This is a genomic window from Streptomyces sp. NPDC028308 (assembly GCF_055565855.1).
The window spans coordinates 1-19169 of the sequence record NZ_JBVHTO010000016.1; the positions used below are offsets into that span (position 1 = coordinate 1).

17 protein-coding genes and 3 pseudogenes are annotated in these 19169 nt (G+C 70.4%); 11 read left to right on the forward strand and 9 right to left on the reverse strand.

From position 1 onward, the window contains the following. Nucleotides 1-1119 (forward strand): aminotransferase class V-fold PLP-dependent enzyme (locus ACZ4VA_RS33415; protein WP_468083695.1); only part of this gene is annotated, 1119 nt, incomplete at its 5' end. A 573-nt stretch (nt 1120-1692) separates the two neighbouring features. On the opposite strand, the gene ACZ4VA_RS33420 is transcribed toward ACZ4VA_RS33415, so the two are convergent. Further along, nucleotides 1693-2541, reverse strand: coding sequence for a helix-turn-helix transcriptional regulator (locus tag ACZ4VA_RS33420; protein WP_468083697.1), 849 nt, complete (start codon nt 2539-2541; stop codon nt 1693-1695). A 136-nt stretch (nt 2542-2677) separates the two neighbouring features. Between ACZ4VA_RS33420 and ACZ4VA_RS33425 the strand changes: the two genes are divergently transcribed. Beyond that, nucleotides 2678-3532, forward strand: a complete 855-nt coding sequence (locus tag ACZ4VA_RS33425; protein ID WP_356176244.1) for an NAD-dependent epimerase/dehydratase family protein — start codon at nt 2678-2680, stop codon at nt 3530-3532. Between the two features lie 476 nt (nt 3533-4008). On the opposite strand, the gene ACZ4VA_RS33430 is transcribed toward ACZ4VA_RS33425, so the two are convergent. Next, entirely contained in the window at nt 4009-4566 is a 558-nt protein-coding gene (locus ACZ4VA_RS33430; RefSeq protein WP_468083700.1) for a hypothetical protein, read from the reverse strand. A gap of 491 nt (nt 4567-5057) precedes the next feature. On the opposite strand from ACZ4VA_RS33430, the gene ACZ4VA_RS33435 reads away from it, so the two are divergent. Further along, the gene (locus ACZ4VA_RS33435; protein WP_356176242.1) at nt 5058-5435 is read left to right on the forward strand and encodes a hypothetical protein; all 378 of its coding nucleotides are present in this window, start codon (nt 5058-5060) and stop codon (nt 5433-5435) included. A 250-nt stretch (nt 5436-5685) separates the two neighbouring features. Next, the gene (locus ACZ4VA_RS33440) at nt 5686-6399 is read left to right on the forward strand and encodes a PRC-barrel domain-containing protein (RefSeq protein ID WP_356243984.1); all 714 of its coding nucleotides are present in this window, start codon (nt 5686-5688) and stop codon (nt 6397-6399) included. Between the two features lie 105 nt (nt 6400-6504). On the opposite strand, the pseudogene ACZ4VA_RS33445 reads toward ACZ4VA_RS33440, so the two are convergent. Beyond that, nucleotides 6505-7097 (reverse strand): annotated as a pseudogene (locus ACZ4VA_RS33445) (DNA polymerase III subunit alpha); the annotation flags it as partial. A gap of 68 nt (nt 7098-7165) precedes the next feature. Between ACZ4VA_RS33445 and ACZ4VA_RS33450 the strand changes: the two are divergent. Further along, the gene (locus tag ACZ4VA_RS33450; protein ID WP_468083703.1) at nt 7166-7510 is read left to right on the forward strand and encodes an aromatic-ring hydroxylase C-terminal domain-containing protein; all 345 of its coding nucleotides are present in this window, start codon (nt 7166-7168) and stop codon (nt 7508-7510) included. An 86-nt stretch (nt 7511-7596) separates the two neighbouring features. Next, nucleotides 7597-9744 (forward strand): MMPL family transporter, encoded by a 2148-nt coding sequence (locus tag ACZ4VA_RS33455; RefSeq protein WP_468083888.1) that lies wholly within the window; start codon nt 7597-7599, stop codon nt 9742-9744. 112 nt (nt 9745-9856) lie between these two features. Here the strand turns inward: ACZ4VA_RS33455 and ACZ4VA_RS33460 are convergent, their stop codons facing one another. Both ACZ4VA_RS33460 and ACZ4VA_RS33465 read right to left on the reverse strand, forming a co-directional pair. Continuing rightward, nucleotides 9857-11308, reverse strand: a complete 1452-nt coding sequence (locus ACZ4VA_RS33460; protein ID WP_468083704.1) for a HAMP domain-containing sensor histidine kinase — start codon at nt 11306-11308, stop codon at nt 9857-9859. Then, nucleotides 11305-11997, reverse strand: coding sequence for a response regulator transcription factor (locus tag ACZ4VA_RS33465; RefSeq protein ID WP_356176232.1), 693 nt, complete (start codon nt 11995-11997; stop codon nt 11305-11307). Before ACZ4VA_RS33465 ends, ACZ4VA_RS33460 begins: the two co-directional genes overlap by 4 nt. A gap of 317 nt (nt 11998-12314) precedes the next feature. Between ACZ4VA_RS33465 and ACZ4VA_RS33470 the strand changes: the two are divergent. Continuing rightward, nucleotides 12315-12611, forward strand: a pseudogene (locus ACZ4VA_RS33470) (transposase family protein); the annotation flags it as partial. A gap of 72 nt (nt 12612-12683) precedes the next feature. Here ACZ4VA_RS33470 and ACZ4VA_RS33475 read toward each other — a convergent pair. Both ACZ4VA_RS33475 and ACZ4VA_RS33480 read right to left on the reverse strand, forming a co-directional pair. Continuing rightward, a complete protein-coding gene (locus tag ACZ4VA_RS33475) occupies nt 12684-13115 on the reverse strand; it encodes a VOC family protein (RefSeq protein WP_468083707.1) in 432 nt (143 codons plus the stop codon). Between the two features lie 194 nt (nt 13116-13309). Next, nucleotides 13310-13822, reverse strand: coding sequence for a hypothetical protein (locus ACZ4VA_RS33480; RefSeq protein WP_468083708.1), 513 nt, complete (start codon nt 13820-13822; stop codon nt 13310-13312). 767 nt (nt 13823-14589) lie between these two features. Between ACZ4VA_RS33480 and ACZ4VA_RS33485 the strand changes: the two genes are divergently transcribed. Next, nucleotides 14590-14973 carry an SH3 domain-containing protein gene (locus ACZ4VA_RS33485; RefSeq protein ID WP_468083710.1) on the forward strand — a complete coding sequence of 128 codons (384 nt, stop codon included), beginning with the start codon at nt 14590-14592 and terminating at the stop codon, nt 14971-14973. Between the two features lie 266 nt (nt 14974-15239). After that, nucleotides 15240-15560, forward strand: a complete 321-nt coding sequence (locus ACZ4VA_RS33490; protein ID WP_468083712.1) for a hypothetical protein — start codon at nt 15240-15242, stop codon at nt 15558-15560. 645 nt (nt 15561-16205) lie between these two features. On the opposite strand, the gene ACZ4VA_RS33495 is transcribed toward ACZ4VA_RS33490, so the two are convergent. Then, a complete protein-coding gene (locus ACZ4VA_RS33495; protein WP_468083714.1) occupies nt 16206-16454 on the reverse strand; it encodes a hypothetical protein in 249 nt (82 codons plus the stop codon). A 68-nt stretch (nt 16455-16522) separates the two neighbouring features. Here ACZ4VA_RS33495 and ACZ4VA_RS33500 point away from each other — a divergent pair, with 68 nt between their 5' ends. Next, the gene (locus tag ACZ4VA_RS33500) at nt 16523-17497 is read left to right on the forward strand and encodes an ankyrin repeat domain-containing protein (protein WP_468083716.1); all 975 of its coding nucleotides are present in this window, start codon (nt 16523-16525) and stop codon (nt 17495-17497) included. A gap of 76 nt (nt 17498-17573) precedes the next feature. Further along, nucleotides 17574-17664, forward strand: a pseudogene (locus tag ACZ4VA_RS33505) (IS5/IS1182 family transposase); the annotation flags it as partial. Nucleotides 17665-17825: 161 nt separating this feature from the next. Here the strand turns inward: ACZ4VA_RS33505 and ACZ4VA_RS33510 are convergent. After that, a complete protein-coding gene (locus ACZ4VA_RS33510; protein ID WP_468083718.1) occupies nt 17826-19124 on the reverse strand; it encodes a cytochrome P450 family protein in 1299 nt (432 codons plus the stop codon). Nucleotides 19125-19169 lie beyond the last annotated feature (45 nt).

Consider the following 19169-nt stretch of genomic DNA (forward strand, 5'->3'; position numbering starts at 1 on the left):
GTCCAACCCGTCCACGAGGTCGGGGCCCTGCTGGCCGGGCACCGCTGCCTCTACGCGGTCGACGCCTCCCACGCGGTTGGACAACTACCCCTGGACGTGGCCGCCTTCGGCTGTGACCTGCTCACCGGGGACGGCTGGCGTTTCCTGCGCGGCCCCCACGGCGCCGGCTTCGCCTACACCGCACCGCGCCTGCACGAGGTCCTGGCCCCGCACGGCGGCCTGCCTCCCCTGTCGGCGCCCGCTCCGGCCCTCGCCGCCCTCAACACCGCCCTCACCCACCACCCCACCACCGGCGCAAACTCCGCCGCTGGCCCTGGCCTCAGCACCGACAGCGGCACCGGCAGCAACCCTGGTAACAGCAATGGCGTTAGCGACGGTACGAACCCCAGCACCGACCTGGGCGCCGCCGGCTGTGACACCGGTGCCGACGTCGGCACCGGCGCTCAGATCGGCCGGTTGACGTCTTTGCTGCGCGTGGCCGTCTGCAGCAGTGCCGGTAGCGAACTGATCGCCGCTGGTGGCCGGCAGAGTGGCATCGTCACCTTCCGCCACGCCCGGGTACCCGCTGCCGTGCTGCGCCGCCGTCTCGCGGACCGCGGCATTCTGGTGGACAAGATCGTCGCCGATGAGAGCCCGCTGTATCTGCCCCGGCGTGGTATCACCACAGCCGTTCGTGCCAGTGTCAGCCACGACATCACCCCCGGCGACATCACCCGGTTCGCCAACGCCCTGCATGACGCCATCGCCCAAGGACACTCCCAGCCCACCCCCCACACCCCCTCCATCCCGTTCGCGGCCTCCGCGCCGGGCACTGCGCCTACCCCGCCCAGCCTGCATACCCCTTCCTCCCGGCGTACCGCGTCCGCGCTGCGGGCCCCCGTCACGTTGCGCGCTGTGCCGGCTCTGCCTACCGACGCGGAGTGTGAGTCGGTCCCGCTGCCTGCTTCGGTTCCGGCTCCGGTCGGGGCCTTCGTGCCGCTTCCGGACGCCGTACCGGTCTTGGAGCCGACTGCGTCTTCTGCCGAGTTTCTGCGTCTGGTTTCGTCGCTGCCATCGAGTTCGCGTCGGCTTGCCGGCGCTGCAGTTGGTGCGGACCTACGGCCGCTGCACGGTGCTTGACAAGGGCTGCTCGCGCTGCGACGACGCGGGTCTCGCCTGTGGACTGCCTGCCGTCATGCCAGCCGGGCTGCTAGTACATGCGCGTGTCGCTACGCCGTTCAGTTCCACCATGCCTGCCAACGCGGCATGACGGCACCGGCCGGTCCGGTGACTGTTGCCTGTGCCAGGTCGTGGGACGAGCTCGTCAGCGAGGGCGGGAAGGTCCGAGTCGTTGCGCCGCACGTCGCCGAGGCCCCCGTAGCCGAGGGTTGCTCGCGCACGGTGCAGTCCGATGCAGGGTCGGTGACCGCACCGGCAGCGCGCACGTCGGCTAGGGCGGGTTTCACTCGCGTGTGACGTGTGCTCGACGACCGGGATCACCGTGGCATAGCGGGCCCGGTTCGGCTACACCGCACCAGCCGGCACGACCGACGACGGACGCTTCCGCAGGCTTACGGTGCAACCTTCGTCGGAGCATGCGCAGCGCCTGTTCGACGCCGGCAACGCGGGGGCCAGTGCCCAGAGATGCGCCAAGTCATCGCCGAACGATGCAGGGAAGGGAATTTCCAAGGCGGCGCTCGCGCACGCTCGTGGTCACGAGCCCGTCGGTGTCAGGTCCTGCAAGCCCACCACCCGCAGCAGTTGCAAGCGCTCGTAGGACTCCGTGCCCGGGCGGGCCGTGTGGATGACGAGCTGCTGGTTGTGGTCGGAGTTGACGAGGATCTCGCATTCGAGTTCGAGGATGCCGATCGCAGGGTGCCGGAAGCGTTTCGTGGAGGCGCGGCGTACGGCGACCTCGTGTTCGTCCCAGAGGCGTGCGAACTCCCCGCTCGTGGCGCGTAGTTCGGCGACGAGGGCGGCGGGTTCGGAGTCCGTGGGGCGAGCCGAGGCCACCGCTCGCAGGCCGGCCACCTGCTCGCGGGCGCGCTCGGGGCGGTCCTCGGGCGGGAACAGCTCCTGGGCCGCCGGGTCCAGGAAGAAGCGGCGGATCATGTTGCGTCCTCGGGGCGGTCGGGCCAGGACGTCTCCGCTCAGCGCCCGCGACAGCGCGTTCTGGGCCAGGACCTCGCCGCAGTCGGTCACGACCATGGCCGGGGTGTCGTGCAGCCGGTCCAGCACCAGGAGCAGGCCCGGGCGCACATGCGTGCTGGTCTCCTCTCGGCGCGGAGGCTGCTCGTCCGTGAGGTGGAAGAGATGGTCGCGTTCGTCCTCCGTCAGGCGCAGGGCGCGGGCCAGCGCGGTGAGCAGCTGGCGAGACGGGCGCGGGCCCCGGGATTGCTCCAGCCGTGTGTAGTAGTCCACGGACATGCCGGCCAGCTGGGCCACCTCCTCGCGGCGCAGCCCCGGCGTACGGCGGCGCGCGCTGGCCGTGAGGCCCACGTCGGAGGGGGTCAGGCGGGCGCGAGCGCGGCGCAGGAAGTCGGCGAGTTCGGCTCGGTTCACTTCTCCAGGGTGCGTGAGGCCGGCCGACTTATCCAGGGACTCCCGATCCCCTGATCCAGAGGTCTCTCCCCCTCGTACCCGCATCCGCCGAGGCTGGTCATCGACGACAGGCGACACAATGCGTGAGGAGCACATCGTGCTGACTTTGGTGACCGGTACGACGGGACAGGTCGGACGCCGCTTCGTGCCGAGGCTGCTGGCCCAGCTGCAGCCGGGCGAGCAGGTGCGCGTCCTGGTACGGGACGCCGCCCGCGGCGAGCGCTTCGCGGAGCTGGGCGCCCAGGTCGCCGTAGGAGACATGCGCGAGGAGGAGACCCTCGGCAAGGCGCTCGCTGGCGTGGACGCCGTCGTGAACGTCGCCGCCTCCTTCCGCGGGGTGCCGGACGAGGAGGCATGGGCCGTCAACCGGGACGCGGCGGTGGCCCTGGGCCGCGCCGCCCAGGCCTCGGGCGTGGAGCGGTTCGTGCAGGTCAGCACGAACAACGTGTACGGCGTGGGACGGGGCCGCCCGCTGACCGAGGAGGACGAGAGCCGGCCGGGAGGCCAGATGTGGGGCGCCTACCCCGAGTCCAAGGCCGAGGCCGAGCGCGAACTGCTCGCGCTCAAGGGCCTGGACGTACGCATCGGACGGCTCCCCTTCGTCTACGGCGAGGGTGACCCGCACCTCGCCGACGTCCTGCACTGGGCCGACCGTTGGGCGCCGCACCAGCGCCTGCAGATGGCCCACCACGCGGACGTCGCCCAGGGCCTGATGCGGCTGCTGTACGCGCCGGGCATCGCCGGCCGGATCTACAACATCGCCGATGACGCCCCCGTCACGACGGTCGAGCTCTACCAGCTCAACGGCGTCGAGGTGCCCGCCGGGCTCCAGGAGCTCACAGACCCCGACCCGTGGTACGGGATCACGTCCAACCAGCGGATCCGCCGGGAACTCGGCTTCCGGCCGATCTACCCGAGCGTCTGGACGGCCCGGGACGCCGGGGCTCTGTGACGGTCACGGCCCCTGGCCAGCCCACCACCGGCAACGCAATCATGGTCACCACCAGGTACAGCACCCGGTAGCACCAGGTAGGACCGCACGATCGACGCGGCAACGGAGGGCACCGGCGTGCCGCGGCTGCGCGTTCGCCACGTTGATCACACCGAGGTCTGCTGGTGACACGTAGCGCGCCGTACCGGTGACAACCACCGTGAGCGGGAGCCAGGGGCGTGACCTGCTCACCAGCGCCACCCGCCCGCTCTGGCACGACCGAAGCCGCAGTTCAGCGGATGCTGGTGGTGACGCTTATCGTGCTTCGGCTCAACGGATGAGCCGAGGCACGATAAACGGTGACCATGTTGTTCTGGCGATCAGCGTCGGTGCCGTGGTTGGCTCGGGTACGTACTGGACGCAGTTCACGCTTGACCCTGGCCCAGCGATGAAGGGGACACAGGGGGCAGGTTTCGGGCCCGAGCACCCCGCTCGACTCAGCGCCGTGTCTCGTCCACTTCCGCGAAGCCCTCGTCACGGTTCCAGCGCAGCAGCGTTGTCCATTCCGAGGACATCCTCTCGAAACGCAGGCCCTGAGAGCCGCGTACCACCGACACCTTCTCCCACCCGTCGAAGTCCTCGGTGACCTTCGTGTCCCACCGGGACGGGCCATCGGTACCGACGGCTGCCACCGACTCCGTGGGAGGCTCGCCGTCCGCGCAGTAGGGCCCCCAGTTCGCGATGACCGCGACTGTGGTGCCGAACGGCGTCACCGTCATGCTCCCGCACGGATCGGACGTGGTCCGGTGCACGAGGTGCGGCGCGCTCCACGCCCGTGCTCCCGGCCTACGGTGCTGCTCCACGAGTCCGCGCCCGGCCGCGTAGGACAGGCCCACCCGGCTGCCGTCATCGAGCGTGACCTCCTCCTCGAAGCGGGCGTGCGCCGGTGGCGCGGTCGTCGCGGCCCCGGCCCCCGAATCCGACTCCCCGCATGCCACCGCGAACCCCAGCAGCACCACCGCCGCGGCCGCAGCAGCCTGCCGAACACCGCGCATCTTCACAGCCCTCCCTCGCCCACCCCGTACCGCAAACGTCCCGGCAGTAGACGCTACGTGATGGCGGCACGGGCTGGGGGCACCTCGGGGACGGCTACTGCGCGGACGGGCGGACGCGCCGTCCGCTGGGCCTGGTCCGGGGGCGGCAGGGAACGGGTCGCCCCACAGCGGCCACGGAGAAGCGGCCCTGCCGGGCACTCGAGCCTTCCTCACCACCGCCATCCATACCCACCGATGCCCAGCGCCGTCGGCCGCGGCTGCCCGCTGCGCCGCGCCGAGGCAGTCACGCCGCATCATGGCGAGTACGACGTCGGCCCGGGCAGGGCGGCACAGGACGCGCACGAGGTGAGGCCGACCTGGGCAGCCAGGGGTTTCCTCGGTGGTTGACCGTTTCCTGTCGAGGTGGGCAACGCGGCGGTTGTCGACAGTCGGGCACGGCGCACGTCAGTCTCGAAGCTCCGTCAGCTCGAGATCGTTACCGAGGAGCCCTCATGATCATTCGCCAGCAGCTCTCCGTCGCCCTGGCCACCGCCGCTCTGGCGACGGGTCTGGTCACCGCTGCCGCGCCGGCGTCGGCGAAGCCCGCCCGTGTGGCCGCCGCGGAGTGCGGAGTGCGCGCGGACGGCAAGCTGTGGTGTGGCAACCGCGTCGGCGCCAAGGGGTACGCGCACCGCTCGTTCAGCTCGGCGGTGCGCGGTCCGCTGAACTCGTCCTTCAGCTGGTTCGCCTGTTGGGGTCCGGGTGACTCGCACGGCGGCGGCAACAACGTCTGGTACTGGACGCAGCTCGACAACGGACAGTGGGGCAACGTGCCGGCCTCGGACGTGCACACGTCCGTCGACCCGGCCCCGGGCCTGCGCCAGTGCTGAGTCGCCCGCCGGGCGTATGAGCGGGCCTGTTTCTCCTCTCCGGGGAAGCGGGTCCGCTCCTGCTGTCCGTCGCCCCTCACGTGCTGGTGACGCATGTTGGCGCGCGCCTCAGAGCGATCCTCCTCACCCGCCGTGCCTTCCATGACAAAAGCTTAGATTTGTGTTTTTTGCTGCATTTTATGGTTAGCCGGACGATGAGGCTAATGGAAGAAAAGCGCGATCACGCAGGGAAGCGGGAGGAGGTCCGGGAATGATCACGCGAGAGCAGATCTCTACAGTGCTGGATCATCCGGTCCACGACGCGGAGGGCAACAAGATCGGCGACGCCAAGCACGTCTTCCTCGACGATGTCACCGGTCGTCCCGAGTGGGTGAGCGTCAAAACGGGCCTGTTCGGCACCAGCGAGTCTTTCGTGCCCATCCAGGACGCCGCCGTGGTTGAGGACCACCTGGAAGTGCCCTACTCCAAAGACAAGGTCAAAGACGCGCCCAACGTCGACGTCGACGCAGGCGGCCACCTGTCCGTACAGGAGGAGCACCAGCTGTACGAGTACTACGGCCTCGCCTGGGACGCGGCCTGGCAGCAAGCCAATCAGCCAGATGAAGGTGGCTGGGCTCACGCCGGCGCCACGACTTCTCCCGACACCTCTCCTGTCGGCGCGCCGGAGAGCCGCTACGAGGACACCACCGCCTCGGGCATCGCGCGCAGCGGCGAAGAGCACCCCGACACCGCCACCCCGCAGAGCGGCTACGACGACACCACCGCCTCGGGCATCGCCCGCAGCGGCAAGGAGCAGGAGGAGGAGGGCACCGTCGCCGCTGGTTCCGAACGCCCCAGAGACCGCGAGGCGTCGACGGGCGTCGACGAGCGGATGCGCGGCACTGAACGCGGAGAGACCGAACGGGCCCGGTTGCGCCAGTACTACATCACCGACGAACAACAAGGCCGCTCCGATATGCCGTGAAGGATCCCCGCGGAGGGGGCGGGGCGGATCGGATCAAGCTCGCATTGGTGCGCACCGCAAGGCGATGCGCAAGAAAGCTAACCCCCCGGGACCGCGGGCCAGGGATCAGTCACAACCTCCCAGGGCCCGACTCCGGGGGCGCATCGTCCAACGACGCCGGGTACCCGCCGTCACGCGGGTGCCGGCGCGATGAAGAGAGCCGGCATTCCGTCCTGACCGGACCCGGTCGGAACAGCGAGATGTCTGCGACAACGTTCTGCCGCGACCGGCGAGTTCCCGCAGCTCTGGCAGTTCGGCGAGGGCGCCGCGGATGTCCCGGGCCCAGATATGCGGGAAGCTCTTGGCGAAGTCCCCGACCACCTGCGGCGGGATGCCGAGAGCGAGGCCGGTATCGCGCAGGGCGTGCCGGGCCCGGTAGGTCTCCGGCATCCCGGTGACCGCAGTCCGCTCCCCCCGAACCGGGCGATGACCGCGTCATACACCTGAAGGCGCCGCTCGGATTCCACATCGAGGTCGAAGTGCGCATCGCCGCGCGTCGGCGTCCGTTAACGGCTGACAGCAGGACTCGGTGCGGTGAGTGGGGCAACGGCCACGTTGACGCCGAAGGTCGGGCGGGTTCCGGCGGCCGTGGCGGCTTTGGCGAAGCGGACAGTGCCCGCGACGGTGTCCCCGTCGGTCAGCGCCAGCGTCGCCATCCCACGCTCAGCGGCACGCTGAACGAGGGCGTCGGGCAGGGATGCGCCGTAGCGGGCCGAGTAGGTGATCGGTGGCTGCTGCCAGGCGAGCTGTCGGCTCCCTGTGCCCGGACACGAAGTTGACGCTGGAGAGGCCCGACCCGGACGTCGTCATCGCGGTGACCCGGTCGGTGGACCTGCTGCGTGAGGGGCGCGGGCTCCTGCTCGACCTCGTCGACCGTGCGGAGGCCCGCGACGCCTCGGCCGCGTGGACCGGACGGGTCAACACCGTCACCGCCCGCACGGACCGGGTGGACGTCGACGCGTTGCTCATTCGGCACGACGACTGTGTCGCCCGGGCTTTGCCCACCGGGCAGGACCTCGACGCCACCACGCTGGTGCGTGCGCTGGGCGCATGGTTCCGCCAACCGGTCTGAGCAGCGCATTAACAGTCGTCTCAGGTTCGCTCCGTAGGAAGTCGGCATCCAGACAAGCGATGCAACTCTTACGTAGGAGGCTAGTGATGGCAGTCAACGCAGCGCCGTCCGGGGAAGCACCGGCCGGTCGGTTGGCGGGCCGGTGGGTGCCGTGGTTGGTGATTGGCTTGTGGCTGGTGCTGGCGGCGGCCATGGTGCCGCTGAGCGGAAAGTTGAGCTCGGTCACCACCGACAGCGCCGTGGACACCCTGCCGGCCGGTGCCGAGTCCACCAAGGTGGCTGCGCTGGACGACCGTCTCCCCGGTGGTGACAGCAACACGTTCGTCTTCGTGTACCACCGTGCCGGCGGCATGACCGACGACGACCGCGCGACGGTCAAGCGCCAGTACAACACCCTTGCCAAGCGGTACCCGCCGAAGGCGACGGCGGCGGCCGGCGAGGATGACGAGGGCGCACCGCTGAGGCCCTCCAGCGATCGCAAGGCGATGATGTTCACCCTCGAGGTGAGCACGGCCTACGGCGCACCGGAGGACATCGTCGGCCCATTGCGTGACGCCGCGAAGGACCGCCCCTCCGGCCTGGAACTCGACGTGACCGGCCCGGGCGCTATCGACGGCGACATGGATGCCGTCTTCGACGGCATCGACGTGCAGGTCCTCCTCACCACCATCGTCGTCGTCACGCTCCTGCTCATCATCACCTACCGCAGCCCGGTGTTGTGGATCATCCCGCTGGTGGCCGTGGGCGCGGCCGCACTGACCGCGATGGGGACCGTCTACCTGCTTGTCAAGGGCTTCGGCATCGTGGTCAACGACCAGAACTCGGCGCTGCTGACGATCCTGGTATTCGGCGTCGGCACGGACTACGCGCTGTTGCTCATCGCTCGATATCGGGAGGCGCTGCACCACCATGAGAACGTCCGGGTCGCGATGGTCCACGCGCTACGCGGCGCGGCGCCGGCCATCGTCGCGTCCGCGGCCACCGTGGCCGCAGGCCTGCTCTGCCTCCTCGTCGCGGACCTGAACAGCACCAGCGGGTTGGGACCGATCGGTGCGGCCGGCATCCTGTGCGCGCTGGTGGCCATGCTGACGCTGTTCCCGGCGGTGCTCGTGGTGCTCGGCAGGCGGATCTTCTGGCCGGCCGTCCCGCGGTTCAGCACAGCCGTGGGGGAGAGGCCGGGGCTGTGGGGACGGCTCGGTACCGCAATTAGCCGCCGTCGGTGGTTGGCGACGCTCGGCTCGCTCGGCGTCCTCGGCGTGCTCGCCCTCGGGCTGGCGGGCAACACCGGCGCTCTGCGGGAGCAGGACCAGTTCCTGTCCGCGCCGGAGTCGGTCACCGGCTTCACCGTTCTCCGCCAGCACTTCCCGGAGCTCGGCGGCCAGCCGATGACGATCTTCACGCGGCCGGCGCACCAGGAGCGGGTGCTCGACATCGTCAAGGACACTCGCGGGGTGGCCCGGGCCATCCCGGAGCAGACCAGCGGGGGCTGGGTCAACATCTCCGTGTTCCCGAAGGACGCGCCGGACACCGTCGCCGAGTACGACACGATCAAGCGGGTGCGCACCGCCGTGCACGCGGTGCGCGGGGCGGAGGCGATCGTCGGCGGGCCAAGTGCGGAGAACCTCGACACCGAGGTGACCACCAAGCGCGACGAGAAGCTGGTGATCCCACTGGTGCTGGCCGTCGTCCTGATCGTCCTCGGGCTGCTGCTGCGCGCGATCCTGGCCCCGCTGGTCCTGATGGCCACCGTGATCGTCTCATTCGCCGCGGCCTTCGGCGGCAGCGTGTTCGTCTTCGACACGATCCTCGGGTTCAAGGGGATCGACTATTCGGTGCCGCTGTTGGCTTTCCTGTTCCTGGTGGCGCTGGGCGTGGACTACAACATCTTCCTGGCCAGCCGGGCCCGGGAGGAGACCGTGCGTCTCGGCACCAGGGAGGGCATGCTCAAAGCTCTCTCGGCCACCGGTGGCGTCATCACCTCGGCAGGCATGGTCCTGGCGGCCACGTTCGCGGTACTCGCCACGCTTCCGCTGGTGATGTTGATCGAGGTCGGGTTCCTGGTCGCCTTCGGAGTGCTGCTCGACGCTTTGCTGGTGCGGTCGGTTCTGGTGCCCGCCCTCACCTTGCTGATCGACCGCCGGATCTGGTGGCCGAGCCGGCTGTCCCGTCCAGCGGCGGAGCTGGCGGACGGTCAGCCGCTCGTCGACGACGAGGAGCCCGCGCTGCAACGGTGAGCGCGGCGGCACGGACGAGATCCGGGACAGGGCCCCAGGCCCCGTCCCGGATTTTCTTTCAAGGGCCCGACGGTCGCCGCCCTTTGGTCCTGCGCCGCGCCGTCGGGGCGGGTCAGTACGCCGCGGTGTCATCCCCGGCGGTGAGCCGCGCGATCGGGGCGGGCGGGGCCGCGGCCGGAAGGTCGACCCGGAGCAGCGCGCCACCGCGTGCGGAGCGGGCGACGGTGGCCCGGCCGCCGTGGGCGTCGACGACCCGCTGCACGATCGACAGCCCCAGACCGGATCCCGGAAACGCCCGGGCGCTGTCGGCACGGTAGAACCGGTCGAACACCCGCGGTACATCGGCGGCGTCGATGCCCGGCCCGGCGTCGTCGACCTCGAGCACCGCCGAGGTGTCTTCGGCACGGAGCCGGACCTGGACCGGCTGGTCCCCGGGGGACCACTTGCCGGCGTTGTCGATGAGGTTGAGCACCGCCCGCTCGAGCGCAGCGGGACGCCCGCTCACCCAGACAGAGGTCACGTCGAGCGCGACCTCCACGTCGGGCACGCGGGAACGCGCCCGGGTCGCGGCGGCCACCACCACGTCGGCGAGGTCGAGCACCTCGGGGCTCTCGTCGCTGACGTCACCGCGCGCCAGGTCGGTCAGCTCGGCGACAAGGGTGCTCAACTCGGCCACCTGGGCGCCGAGATCGTTGAGAAGCCGGGTCCGGCTCTCCGCCGGCAGTGCGCTGTCCAGGGTGCCGCGCCGGTCGAGCCGGATCAGCAGCTCAGCGTTGAGGCGCAGGCTGGTGAGCGGGGTCTTGAGCTCGTGGGCGGCGTCCTCGGCGAGCAGCCGCTGGGCCCGCCGGGAGTCCCGGAGTGCGGCGAGCATGTCGTTGATCGACTGGATCAGCCGCCGGATCTCCCCACCGCCCTCATCCGGGATGTCGGCGTCGAGATCCCGGGTGTGCGCGACACGTACCGCGGCGGCGGTCAGCCGGTCGATCGGTGCCAGCCCGGCCCGTGCCACGGTCCGCCCGACAAGGGTGCCGCCGGCCACGCAGAGCAGCCCGATCAGCAGCATGCCGAACCCGAACTGGTTGATCGGGCTGTCGTCGGCGACCTGGGCCACCTGGACCGCGCCGTCGCCTGCCCGCAGCGTGTAGATGAGGTAGCCGTCCTCGTCGCCGTCGTCGGACTCCATCAGGTCGGCCGACGCGCCCTGCGCCACGCGCCCGGCGTGCTCGCTGACGGGGGGCAGCGCGGGTTGGCCGGCCGGCGTCCGGGTCGAGCCGTCGGGCAGGATGACCCGCACCAGACGACCGGAGCCGGGATACGGCGGTAGCTGGACCCGCGCCAGACCGGCGCGCTCCGCGTTCGTCGCCAGGACGCGGGAGTCGGCGCGCAGTTGACTCTCGGCGGTGTCCCGCAGCTCCCAGCCCAGGAGCTCGCTGGCCACCTGGAAGGCCACGAACACGCTGACCGCGATGGCCGTCGCCGCGATCACCGTCAGCCTGCTCCGCAGGGACCGCCGGCGCCACCATCGGGTCAGGCGGCGCGGTTCCCGGCCGGCGGGCCCGCTCACGGAGGAGTCTCCCGCAGCACGTAACCCAGGCCGCGCAGCGTGTAGATCAATCGCGGCTCACCCTCGGCCTCCATCTTGCGGCGCAAGTAACTCACGTATACCTGGAGGTTGTTGGCGGTGGCGCTCATGTCGAAGCCCCAGATCGCCTCGAACAGCACGTCGCGGGTCAAGACCCGGGTCGCGTTGCTCATGAGGACCTGCAGGAGGGAGAACTCGGTCCGGGTCAGGCGCAGCGGCCGCCCGCCCCGCCACGCCTCGAACCTGTCGGGGTCGAGCCGGACGTCGGCGAACGACAGGATCTGCGACTCCCCGTCGGCCGGCGTGCGCCGGCGCAGCAGGGCCCGCACCCGGGCCAGCAACTCCTCCGTCGCGAACGGCTTGGGCAGGTAGTCGTCGGCGCCCGCGTCCAGCCCCGTGACCCGGTCGGACACCTGGTCACGGGCGGTCAGCATCAGCACCGGCAGATCCCGACCCGCGGCCCGCAACCGCCGACAGGTCTCCAACCCGCCGAGGCGGGGCATCATCACGTCGAGGATCAGCAGATCCAGCGTGTCGCCCTCGGCCCCACCGACCCCGTCAAGAACGGCGAGTCCGTTGGCGACGGTGCTGGTGTCGTAACCCTCCACCTGGAGCACCCGCTCCAGCGACTCACGGATGGCCGCTTCATCATCCGCGATCATGATCCGCACGCCTGCCCGCCCCCTTCAATCCATGTTTTTGCCGCTCATTGTCCCCGATCAACCTGAGGCCAGCATTAGAGCGTCGCTGGGGACCGCGCTCTTACGGACACCTGGGACAAGCGCGCCACCGCCTACGGCTACGACAAGCTGGACCAGCTCACCGAGGTCACCGCCCCCGGCGGCGCGGTCACCGCTTATGGCCACGACAAGCTCGGCTACGTCCCCTCACGCACCGACGCGGGCGGCCCCGTTACCACCTACGGCTACGATGCGGCCCGCCGCCTCACCTTGGTCACCGACCCGCTGACGCCGGAGCCTGCCTGAGCAGGGCATGGGAGGAATCCGGCGCCGGGGCCGCCATCGGCCGGACAACCACGATCGCCGACGGCGGCTACCCCGGAACCGGCCTCGTCATCGCGCACCGCCGGCCCCGGGGCGGCGAACTGACCGACTGGCAGGCCGAACACAACCACGGCCACAAACGGGTCCGAGCCCGAGTCAACGAGCACGCCTTCGTGAGGATGAAGACCTGGAAGATCCTGCGCGACTGCCGCCTGAGAGGGGACGTTGTGCGCCACGCGACGCACGGCGTCGCACGCCTACACAACCTCGCTCTTGTGGGTCGACTCCCGCCGCATGCGGGACCTGAGAGGTCCATGGGCGACGGCTCCCCAACTCGCAGTCTCGGAGGAGAATCAGTCGAGGCAGAACTCGTTGCCCTCGATGTCCTGCATCGTGATGCACGACTCGTTGACACCATCGGCGCGCTGCGTCAGTACGTGTTTCGCGCCGAGCGCCATCAGCCGCGCGCATTCGGCCTCGAGTGTGGCCAGGCGCTCGTCACCCCCGAGCCCGGCGCCGGCCCGCACACAGAGATGCACCCGGTTCTTGACGACCTTGCCTTCGGGAACTCGCTGGAAGAGCAGGCGCGGGGCCACACCCGAGGGATCAGTACACGCGAAGTAGATCTCGTCCTCGGGCGGCAGCGAGCGGTGGTACTCCCCCCACGTGGCAAAGCCCTCCGGGACCGTCGGTACGACGTACCCCAGCACCTCGCACCAGAAGGCTGCGAGGCGCGCAGGTTCCGCGCAGTCGAAGGTCACTTGGAACTGTTTGATCGTTGACATCGGCGCACAATAACAGGGGCTTTCCTCATCTCCCCGGGTCGGCAGGTCCGCTCGTTGTCGGTCGGAAGGAGGCACCAGCTGTGTCGTGCAGTTGCAGGGGGTGAACCTGCGGCCCGGCCGCCTAGCCTCCGCCCGGGGCTCGGCAGCCCCGCAGCACCCCACGCAGCGCCTGGTCAAGACACCACAGCCGCGCGTCAAGCATCCGTGGCTGTCAGGTGGTAGGTGGTGTCCACCCAGAACCCGTCACCCGTGTCCGCTTTGATCTCCAGCACGTAATGTCCGGGGAGCAGCGGTGCGAGCGCACCCCACAGCCCCCACGCGTAGCGCCGCGTGAAGCCCGTTCGGAACTGTCCGGTGAACTCGCTGAGTTGCAGTGGCGTACCGTTGAGGCGGGCCAAAGCCTCGGCAACCGGAAGGCTCACAGGCGTCTTCGAGTAGCTGCGCGAGTGCTCTATGTTGAGCACCGGGAAGAAGACCGGCCGACCGGCCGGCAGTGGGCAGGTTCGGGTTGTCCGGCCTCCGTAGGTGCCGGCGAGGAACCACACATCGTCCGGCTGGTTCCAGGCCGCGTGCTCCCCCGTCGTGTCCGTGACGGGGCTGCGGTCGTCCGGCGCCGACAGCGCCCACTTCCACCAGCGGACCGACAGTTCACCCCCTGTGTTCGCGTCGATCTCCCACGATGCCCCACCCGTGGCCGCCTCGGTCATTGCTGCTCCCACTCCATGCGCGGGCCTGTCAGCCGGACCCGATCAGGCACGGACTTTATCCGGCAGCTTCGCGAGTGGTTACGGCGGATGTCGGATGGCACATGATGCCTGAGGGCGCCTGGCAGACGTGACCCCTTCCTCCGGGCGAGGTGCCCGCCTGACACGCTGCTGATCGCCTCAGGCGCCCCCTCCGCCCGGGCGCGGCAGGGCCGCAGCCTGCATGCTCTGTATCTCCTCACCTCAGGCGTACCCGGCAGGCGGGTGGGTGTTTCTTCAGGCACTGCCTCCCTGCACCGGGGCAGGGAGAAGAGGGACGGACAGGAAGGAAGGATGGGGCGACGACGGCCACTGGACCGAACAGAACTTGCGACTTTTCGAGGCCGTCGACTACCGGTGAGCGCAGACCTGGTTCCGTACCGCACATGACCGCCGCGCTGGGCCGTGAACTGCTGGACGGGAACCGATAGCGCCGCACGGCGCTGCCACAGTCCTTTAAGCCACGGCTTAAGGGCGTGGCCACACCACACGACACCCCGGAGCATTCATGGCATTCGGCGTGTCCGGGGAAGCCCGATGCCGGCCCACTGGGTACACCGCCTTCGACAAAAGGGGAGTGCGCATGACCACTTCACCGACTTCGCCCCGGTGGCGCACACATCGTGCGCGGCTCAGGTGTCTTTGAGCGGTGACACCGCTCGGCCGACCCGGGCCTGCTCCTACATACGTGTTCCGCACCCAGAACCGACGACACAAGGGGAATCGATTTCATGACCGTCACAGCAGCACGCCGCACCATGTCACCGCGTCGGTCCGCCGCCCGCACGGTGGCCGTGGCGGCCCTGTCCGCCGCCGCGCTCCTCGGCGGCGGTCTCACGGCCCAAGCCGCCGCGCCCGCTCGGACGACGGGCGGGGCCGTGGAGCTCGCGCCGGCCGGTGCGCTCGCCACCCAGTGCTACTACAGGGTCAACGCCAGCGGCGGTCTGCTGATCCGCAGCGGTCCCGGTACCAGCTACTCGGCGGTCGGGTCCTACGCCAACGGCTCCACGATCCTCGCATCGGCGTCCACCACCAACGGCTTCCGCAATGTGGGCACCAACCGCTGGGTCTCCTCGGCGTACACCGTCCGCATCACCAGCTATCCCTGCGAGTAACGGGGACCCGCGCCGAGGACACCGTTCCCCAGCCTCTCAACGGGCCGCCGGCCGCCGGGAATTTCTCCGGCGGCCGGTGACCCGAGTCGAAATGCGCATGCGGCGGCTGAGGGGCTCAGGGCAGGATCTCGGGCATGTCGACCGATGTCAGCGGAGTGATCGAGTGCCGGCCGGGGGCGCGCCTGTGAGGGCCGGAGGACGAGGACTCTGTATGGGAAGCCGGTATCGATCTCTTTCTGCTCAACGTCGGCAACGCCTACGACGGCTTGGCCTGCCTCTTCGGAATCCGTAACTCCTTCGGCTTCCGCCCTCTGGCCGAGGGGCGCGGCTTCCCGAATGACGCCTCGGATGGGCTGCGCAGGGACTTCATGGCCTACGGCGGCCCGGACGACGTGCACGGGACCACCTGGCTGACTTGGGCCGAGCTTGAGGTCACCGACTGGCAGGAGACAGACGCCTCCGGTACACGGAGCCGCGCCGCAGTCGCTGGGACCAGCACCGACTGGGGCCGGGTGTGGCGCGTGATGGCCATCCTCAGCGAGATCCACGGCGCGGAGAATGTACGCCTCGTGGTGTGGTTTCACTGATGCGCATCGAGCGCTCCCGTTGGCCAGCAGTGTCAACCGGAGCGCTCAGTCCCACCCGGCCAGGCCCCGGCTGTCGATGCCTTCCTCGCGGCCGGGTGCGACGACTCCGACGGCATCGACTTGGACCAGGTCCTCGGAGCCCGTCCGTGAGCGACGCACAGCCACCCTGTCTTGCCCGCTTGTCGCCCCAACCAGCAGGCACCGTAGAGGACTTGCCTGACCACGTACGCGAGATGCTGCGGGACGTCCTGGACATCGCGGGACGCGACCCGTGGTCGTTCCCGCCCTTCAACTCCCGCGACCCCGAAGGCGAAGACGTTCGCTCCGCCTCGGTCGGCGCTAACCCACTACGCCGGCCCCGACATGGTCGTCGGCCTCGAGGCTGTCACCCGCCACCTACTCACCCTGTGCACGACCGCTCCCGAAGGACAGGGCCCGCTGGGCAACATCCGGGCCGACCACTTCGAGGAAACCGTGCAGAAGCTCATCAACGGCTCGCCGTGGAAACCCCCGCCCCACGCCCCCGCCGAGGCCTCGAACCGAGCCCGCACGGACGCAACCATCTCACCGACTCGCCGCGCTCCTCCTGCTGTCGCAGCTGGTAGGCCGGGGCGCCCGGCGCACTATCGCCTACCGGGCGGCCGCTTATGACGACGAGTCGGGGAACGGCGAGTCCGGCAACACAGGGCTCGCGTGTCGACGTACGGCGCCCCCGACGTTCTCGAAGGGCTGCGTCGTTCCGCAGCCCTTCGACACATTGGTGCCCTCGAACAGACAGGTGCCGGGTAGAGGTGGCGACCGCGGGCGTCGGGATGCTCGGCGAGGGTACGACCCACGGCAGACCGGTGGCGTCGGCGTCCATGGCCCGCCGCGACGCCGTGACGGCGGTGGCATTGTCGGACCCGTCTGCAAGGGTGGTCGGTGTGCGGCAGGGTGCCGTCGGGCGGGGTGCGGGAGGCGACATGGGGACGGGACCGGGAGACGGCTGGGAGGGCGGCGTCGGCTGGGAGGGCTGGCGGGACCACCGGGACATCCGGCGACGGCTCGACCAAGGCGCCGATCCGGAGGCGCTCCCGTGCGGAGAACGCCCCCTGCACCGGGCCGTGGCGTTCGGCTCGCCCGAGGTCGTCGCGGAGCTGGCCGGGCGCGTCGCCGACGTCGACGCCCTGGAGGACGGTACGACCGCCCTGTGGGAGGCGGTGGTCGGGCACCGGCCGGAGATCGCACGCGTCCTCGTCGCCGCGGGAGCCTACCCATGGCGGCCGGTCTTGGCCGGCTGGTCACCGGGGCGACTGAGCCTGGCCGGGCCCACACCGCACCTGTTCCGGCTGCCCGAGGGCGAACCGGGGCTCAGCGAGGCGGAGTCCGCAGCGGCGCAGGAAGGTCGGCGGCGCACCGCAGCCCTGGCCGAGATCGGTTACTGCGACGGCACGGGACTGGCCTGCGTTGCCGGCATCGACGCGCAGGAGGCCGTACGGCGCCTGGCAGCGCTGCCGCCGGACGCCGCGCTGCTCGCCGAGCTCCTGGACGACCCTTACGGCGTCGACACGGACGACAGCCTGCGCATCGTCGGAGTGACGACCGTACCGGGCGGTTGCGTCGTCACCCAGCCCTGGGGGTACGGGCCACAGATGCCGGGCGTACAGGCCATGCTCTCCGCCGGTACCGTCTGCTACGGCATGTACGCCAACCCCAAGAGCGGCAACCAGGGCAGCCTCGTGCGCGACGGTGTCGTCGAGGGCTGGGACCTGCACCCCGGCGGGGGCCCGTGCACCGGTATGGCTCCCGAGGAGGTCCTTACCGCGTATATCTACGGTTCCCACGAGATCGCCGAGTGCTGCGCCCACGCGGGCCTTTTCCCCGCCGACCCGCGGCCCTTTACCGGGCCCCCCGACCTGTGGGTGGAACTCCCCGAGCGCGACTACTGGCAGCACTGACCGGTACCACTTCGAGGGCGCCCCCGCGTCGGGCCGGCAGGTGCGCGTAATCCGCTGCCTGCGCGATGTCGTCCTGGCTGACCGCGCGTATTCATCCCGCGCGATCCGCAATCACCTCCGGCGACGCGCAACCCGCGCTGTCATCCCCCAGTCGTCCAACCAGGTCGGCCACCGGTTGCGGCGAGGCCGCGACGGAGGCCGACCACCAGCCCGCAACGCCGGTCGGCGGCCCGTTCGCCTGCCGTACGTCTGGCGCAGTTCCACCTGCGCACCCCGTGTCCCGTTCTCCTTGACCGACCCGGCTCAGGCCGCGACGGTGCGGGCGGGGTCAGCGGCGCAGGGTGAGGGGCAGCGCCTCCAAGCCGCGCAGCATCATCGTGTTGCGCCAGCGCAGGTCGCGCTCCTGGCAGGCCAGGGTCGTTCCGGGGAAGCGGGCGAGGAGCGCGGTGAGCGCGATCTCGGTCTCCAGCTTGCCGAGCAGGGCTCCGAGGCAGCGGTGGATGCCACCGCCGAAGGCGAGATGGCCGCCGTCCCGGCGGTCGAGGATGAGGCGGTCGGGGTCCTGGAAGCGCGCCGGGTCGCGGTTGGCCGCGCCGAGGGACAGCAGCACGAACTCGTCCTGCGGGATCTGCACCCCGCCGACGTCCACCGGCTCGGTGGTGAAGCGGGTGGTGGCCATACAGATGGGGGAGTCGTAGCGCAGGAACTCCTCGACGGCCCTGGGCATCCGGGTGAGATCGGCTCGCAGCCAGGCGGCCTGGCCGGGATCGCGCAGCAGCGCGAGGCAGGAGGTGCCCAGCAGGTTCACGGTGGTCTCATGCCCGCCGATCAGCAGCAGGGCGACCATGCCCACGATCTCGTCGTCCGTCAGCTCCCCGCGCTCGCGGGCCGCCAGCAGCTCGGTGAGCAGATCGGCGGGACGGTCATTGCGGCGGATACGCCGGTCGGCGATGGCCAGGACGTACGAGCCCATCTCCTGGACGGCTCGCAGGAACGCCGCGTGGTCGCCCTCCTGGGTGACGATGGCGGTCGACCACTTCCGGTAGAGGTCGCGGTCCTCGCGCGGGAAGCCGAGCAGTTCGCAGACGACGAGGATCGGCAGCGGGAAGGCGAAGTCACGTATCAGGTCCACCGTGGCGGTGGTGGTGCGGGTGGTGTGGCGCGCGGCTGCCGCGTCCAGTCCGTCGAGGAGTTCGAGGGTGATGCGCTCGACCATCGGCCGCATCGCCTCGACCCGCTTGCGGCTGAACGCCGCCTGGACCACACGGCGGAGGCGGGTGTGGTCGGGCGGATCGCTGCTGAGCATATGGGTGACCTCGGTGCCCAGCTTCACGCCCTCGACCCGGCTGTCGGCCAGGGCCTGGGCGCGCCGCACATCCTGCGCGAAGCGGCGGTCGAAGAGCGCGGCCCGGACATCGACGTAGCGCGGGATGATCCACAGCCGCAGGCCGCCGTCGCTGTGCAGCACGGAGACCGGGGCCGATCGCCGCATCCTGGCCAGGGTCGGGTACGGGTCGCTGAGGAACGTCGGCGGGTTCTGGCGCGGTTCCGTCGTCTCGCGCTTGTCCGGCCGGTGCCTCTCCGGCCCGGGACTGTTCGTCCGGGGTGCTGCCGTAGCTGCGGTCATGATGTCTTCCTGTCCTCACCGGTACGGCCGGCGCCGCGGCGGGGT

What these genes read in the sequence shown, in the direction of transcription:
- ACZ4VA_RS33430 (WP_468083700.1), bottom strand. Translation starts at nt 4,566, where the DNA reads ATGCGCGGTGTTCGGCAGGCTGCTGCGGCCGCGGCGGTGGTGCTGCTG.
- ACZ4VA_RS33435 (WP_356176242.1), top strand. Translation starts at nt 5,058, where the DNA reads ATGATCATTCGCCAGCAGCTCTCCGTCGCCCTGGCCACCGCCGCTCTG.
- ACZ4VA_RS33440 (WP_356243984.1), top strand. Translation starts at nt 5,686, where the DNA reads ATGATCACGCGAGAGCAGATCTCTACAGTGCTGGATCATCCGGTCCAC.
- ACZ4VA_RS33455 (WP_468083888.1), top strand. Translation starts at nt 7,597, where the DNA reads ATGGCAGTCAACGCAGCGCCGTCCGGGGAAGCACCGGCCGGTCGGTTG.
- ACZ4VA_RS33475 (WP_468083707.1), bottom strand. Translation starts at nt 13,115, where the DNA reads ATGTCAACGATCAAACAGTTCCAAGTGACCTTCGACTGCGCGGAACCT.
- ACZ4VA_RS33480 (WP_468083708.1), bottom strand. Translation starts at nt 13,822, where the DNA reads ATGACCGAGGCGGCCACGGGTGGGGCATCGTGGGAGATCGACGCGAAC.
- ACZ4VA_RS33485 (WP_468083710.1), top strand. Translation starts at nt 14,590, where the DNA reads ATGACCGTCACAGCAGCACGCCGCACCATGTCACCGCGTCGGTCCGCC.
- ACZ4VA_RS33495 (WP_468083714.1), bottom strand. Translation starts at nt 16,454, where the DNA reads ATGCCACCGCCGTCACGGCGTCGCGGCGGGCCATGGACGCCGACGCCA.
- ACZ4VA_RS33500 (WP_468083716.1), top strand. Translation starts at nt 16,523, where the DNA reads ATGGGGACGGGACCGGGAGACGGCTGGGAGGGCGGCGTCGGCTGGGAG.
- ACZ4VA_RS33510 (WP_468083718.1), bottom strand. Translation starts at nt 19,124, where the DNA reads ATGACCGCAGCTACGGCAGCACCCCGGACGAACAGTCCCGGGCCGGAG.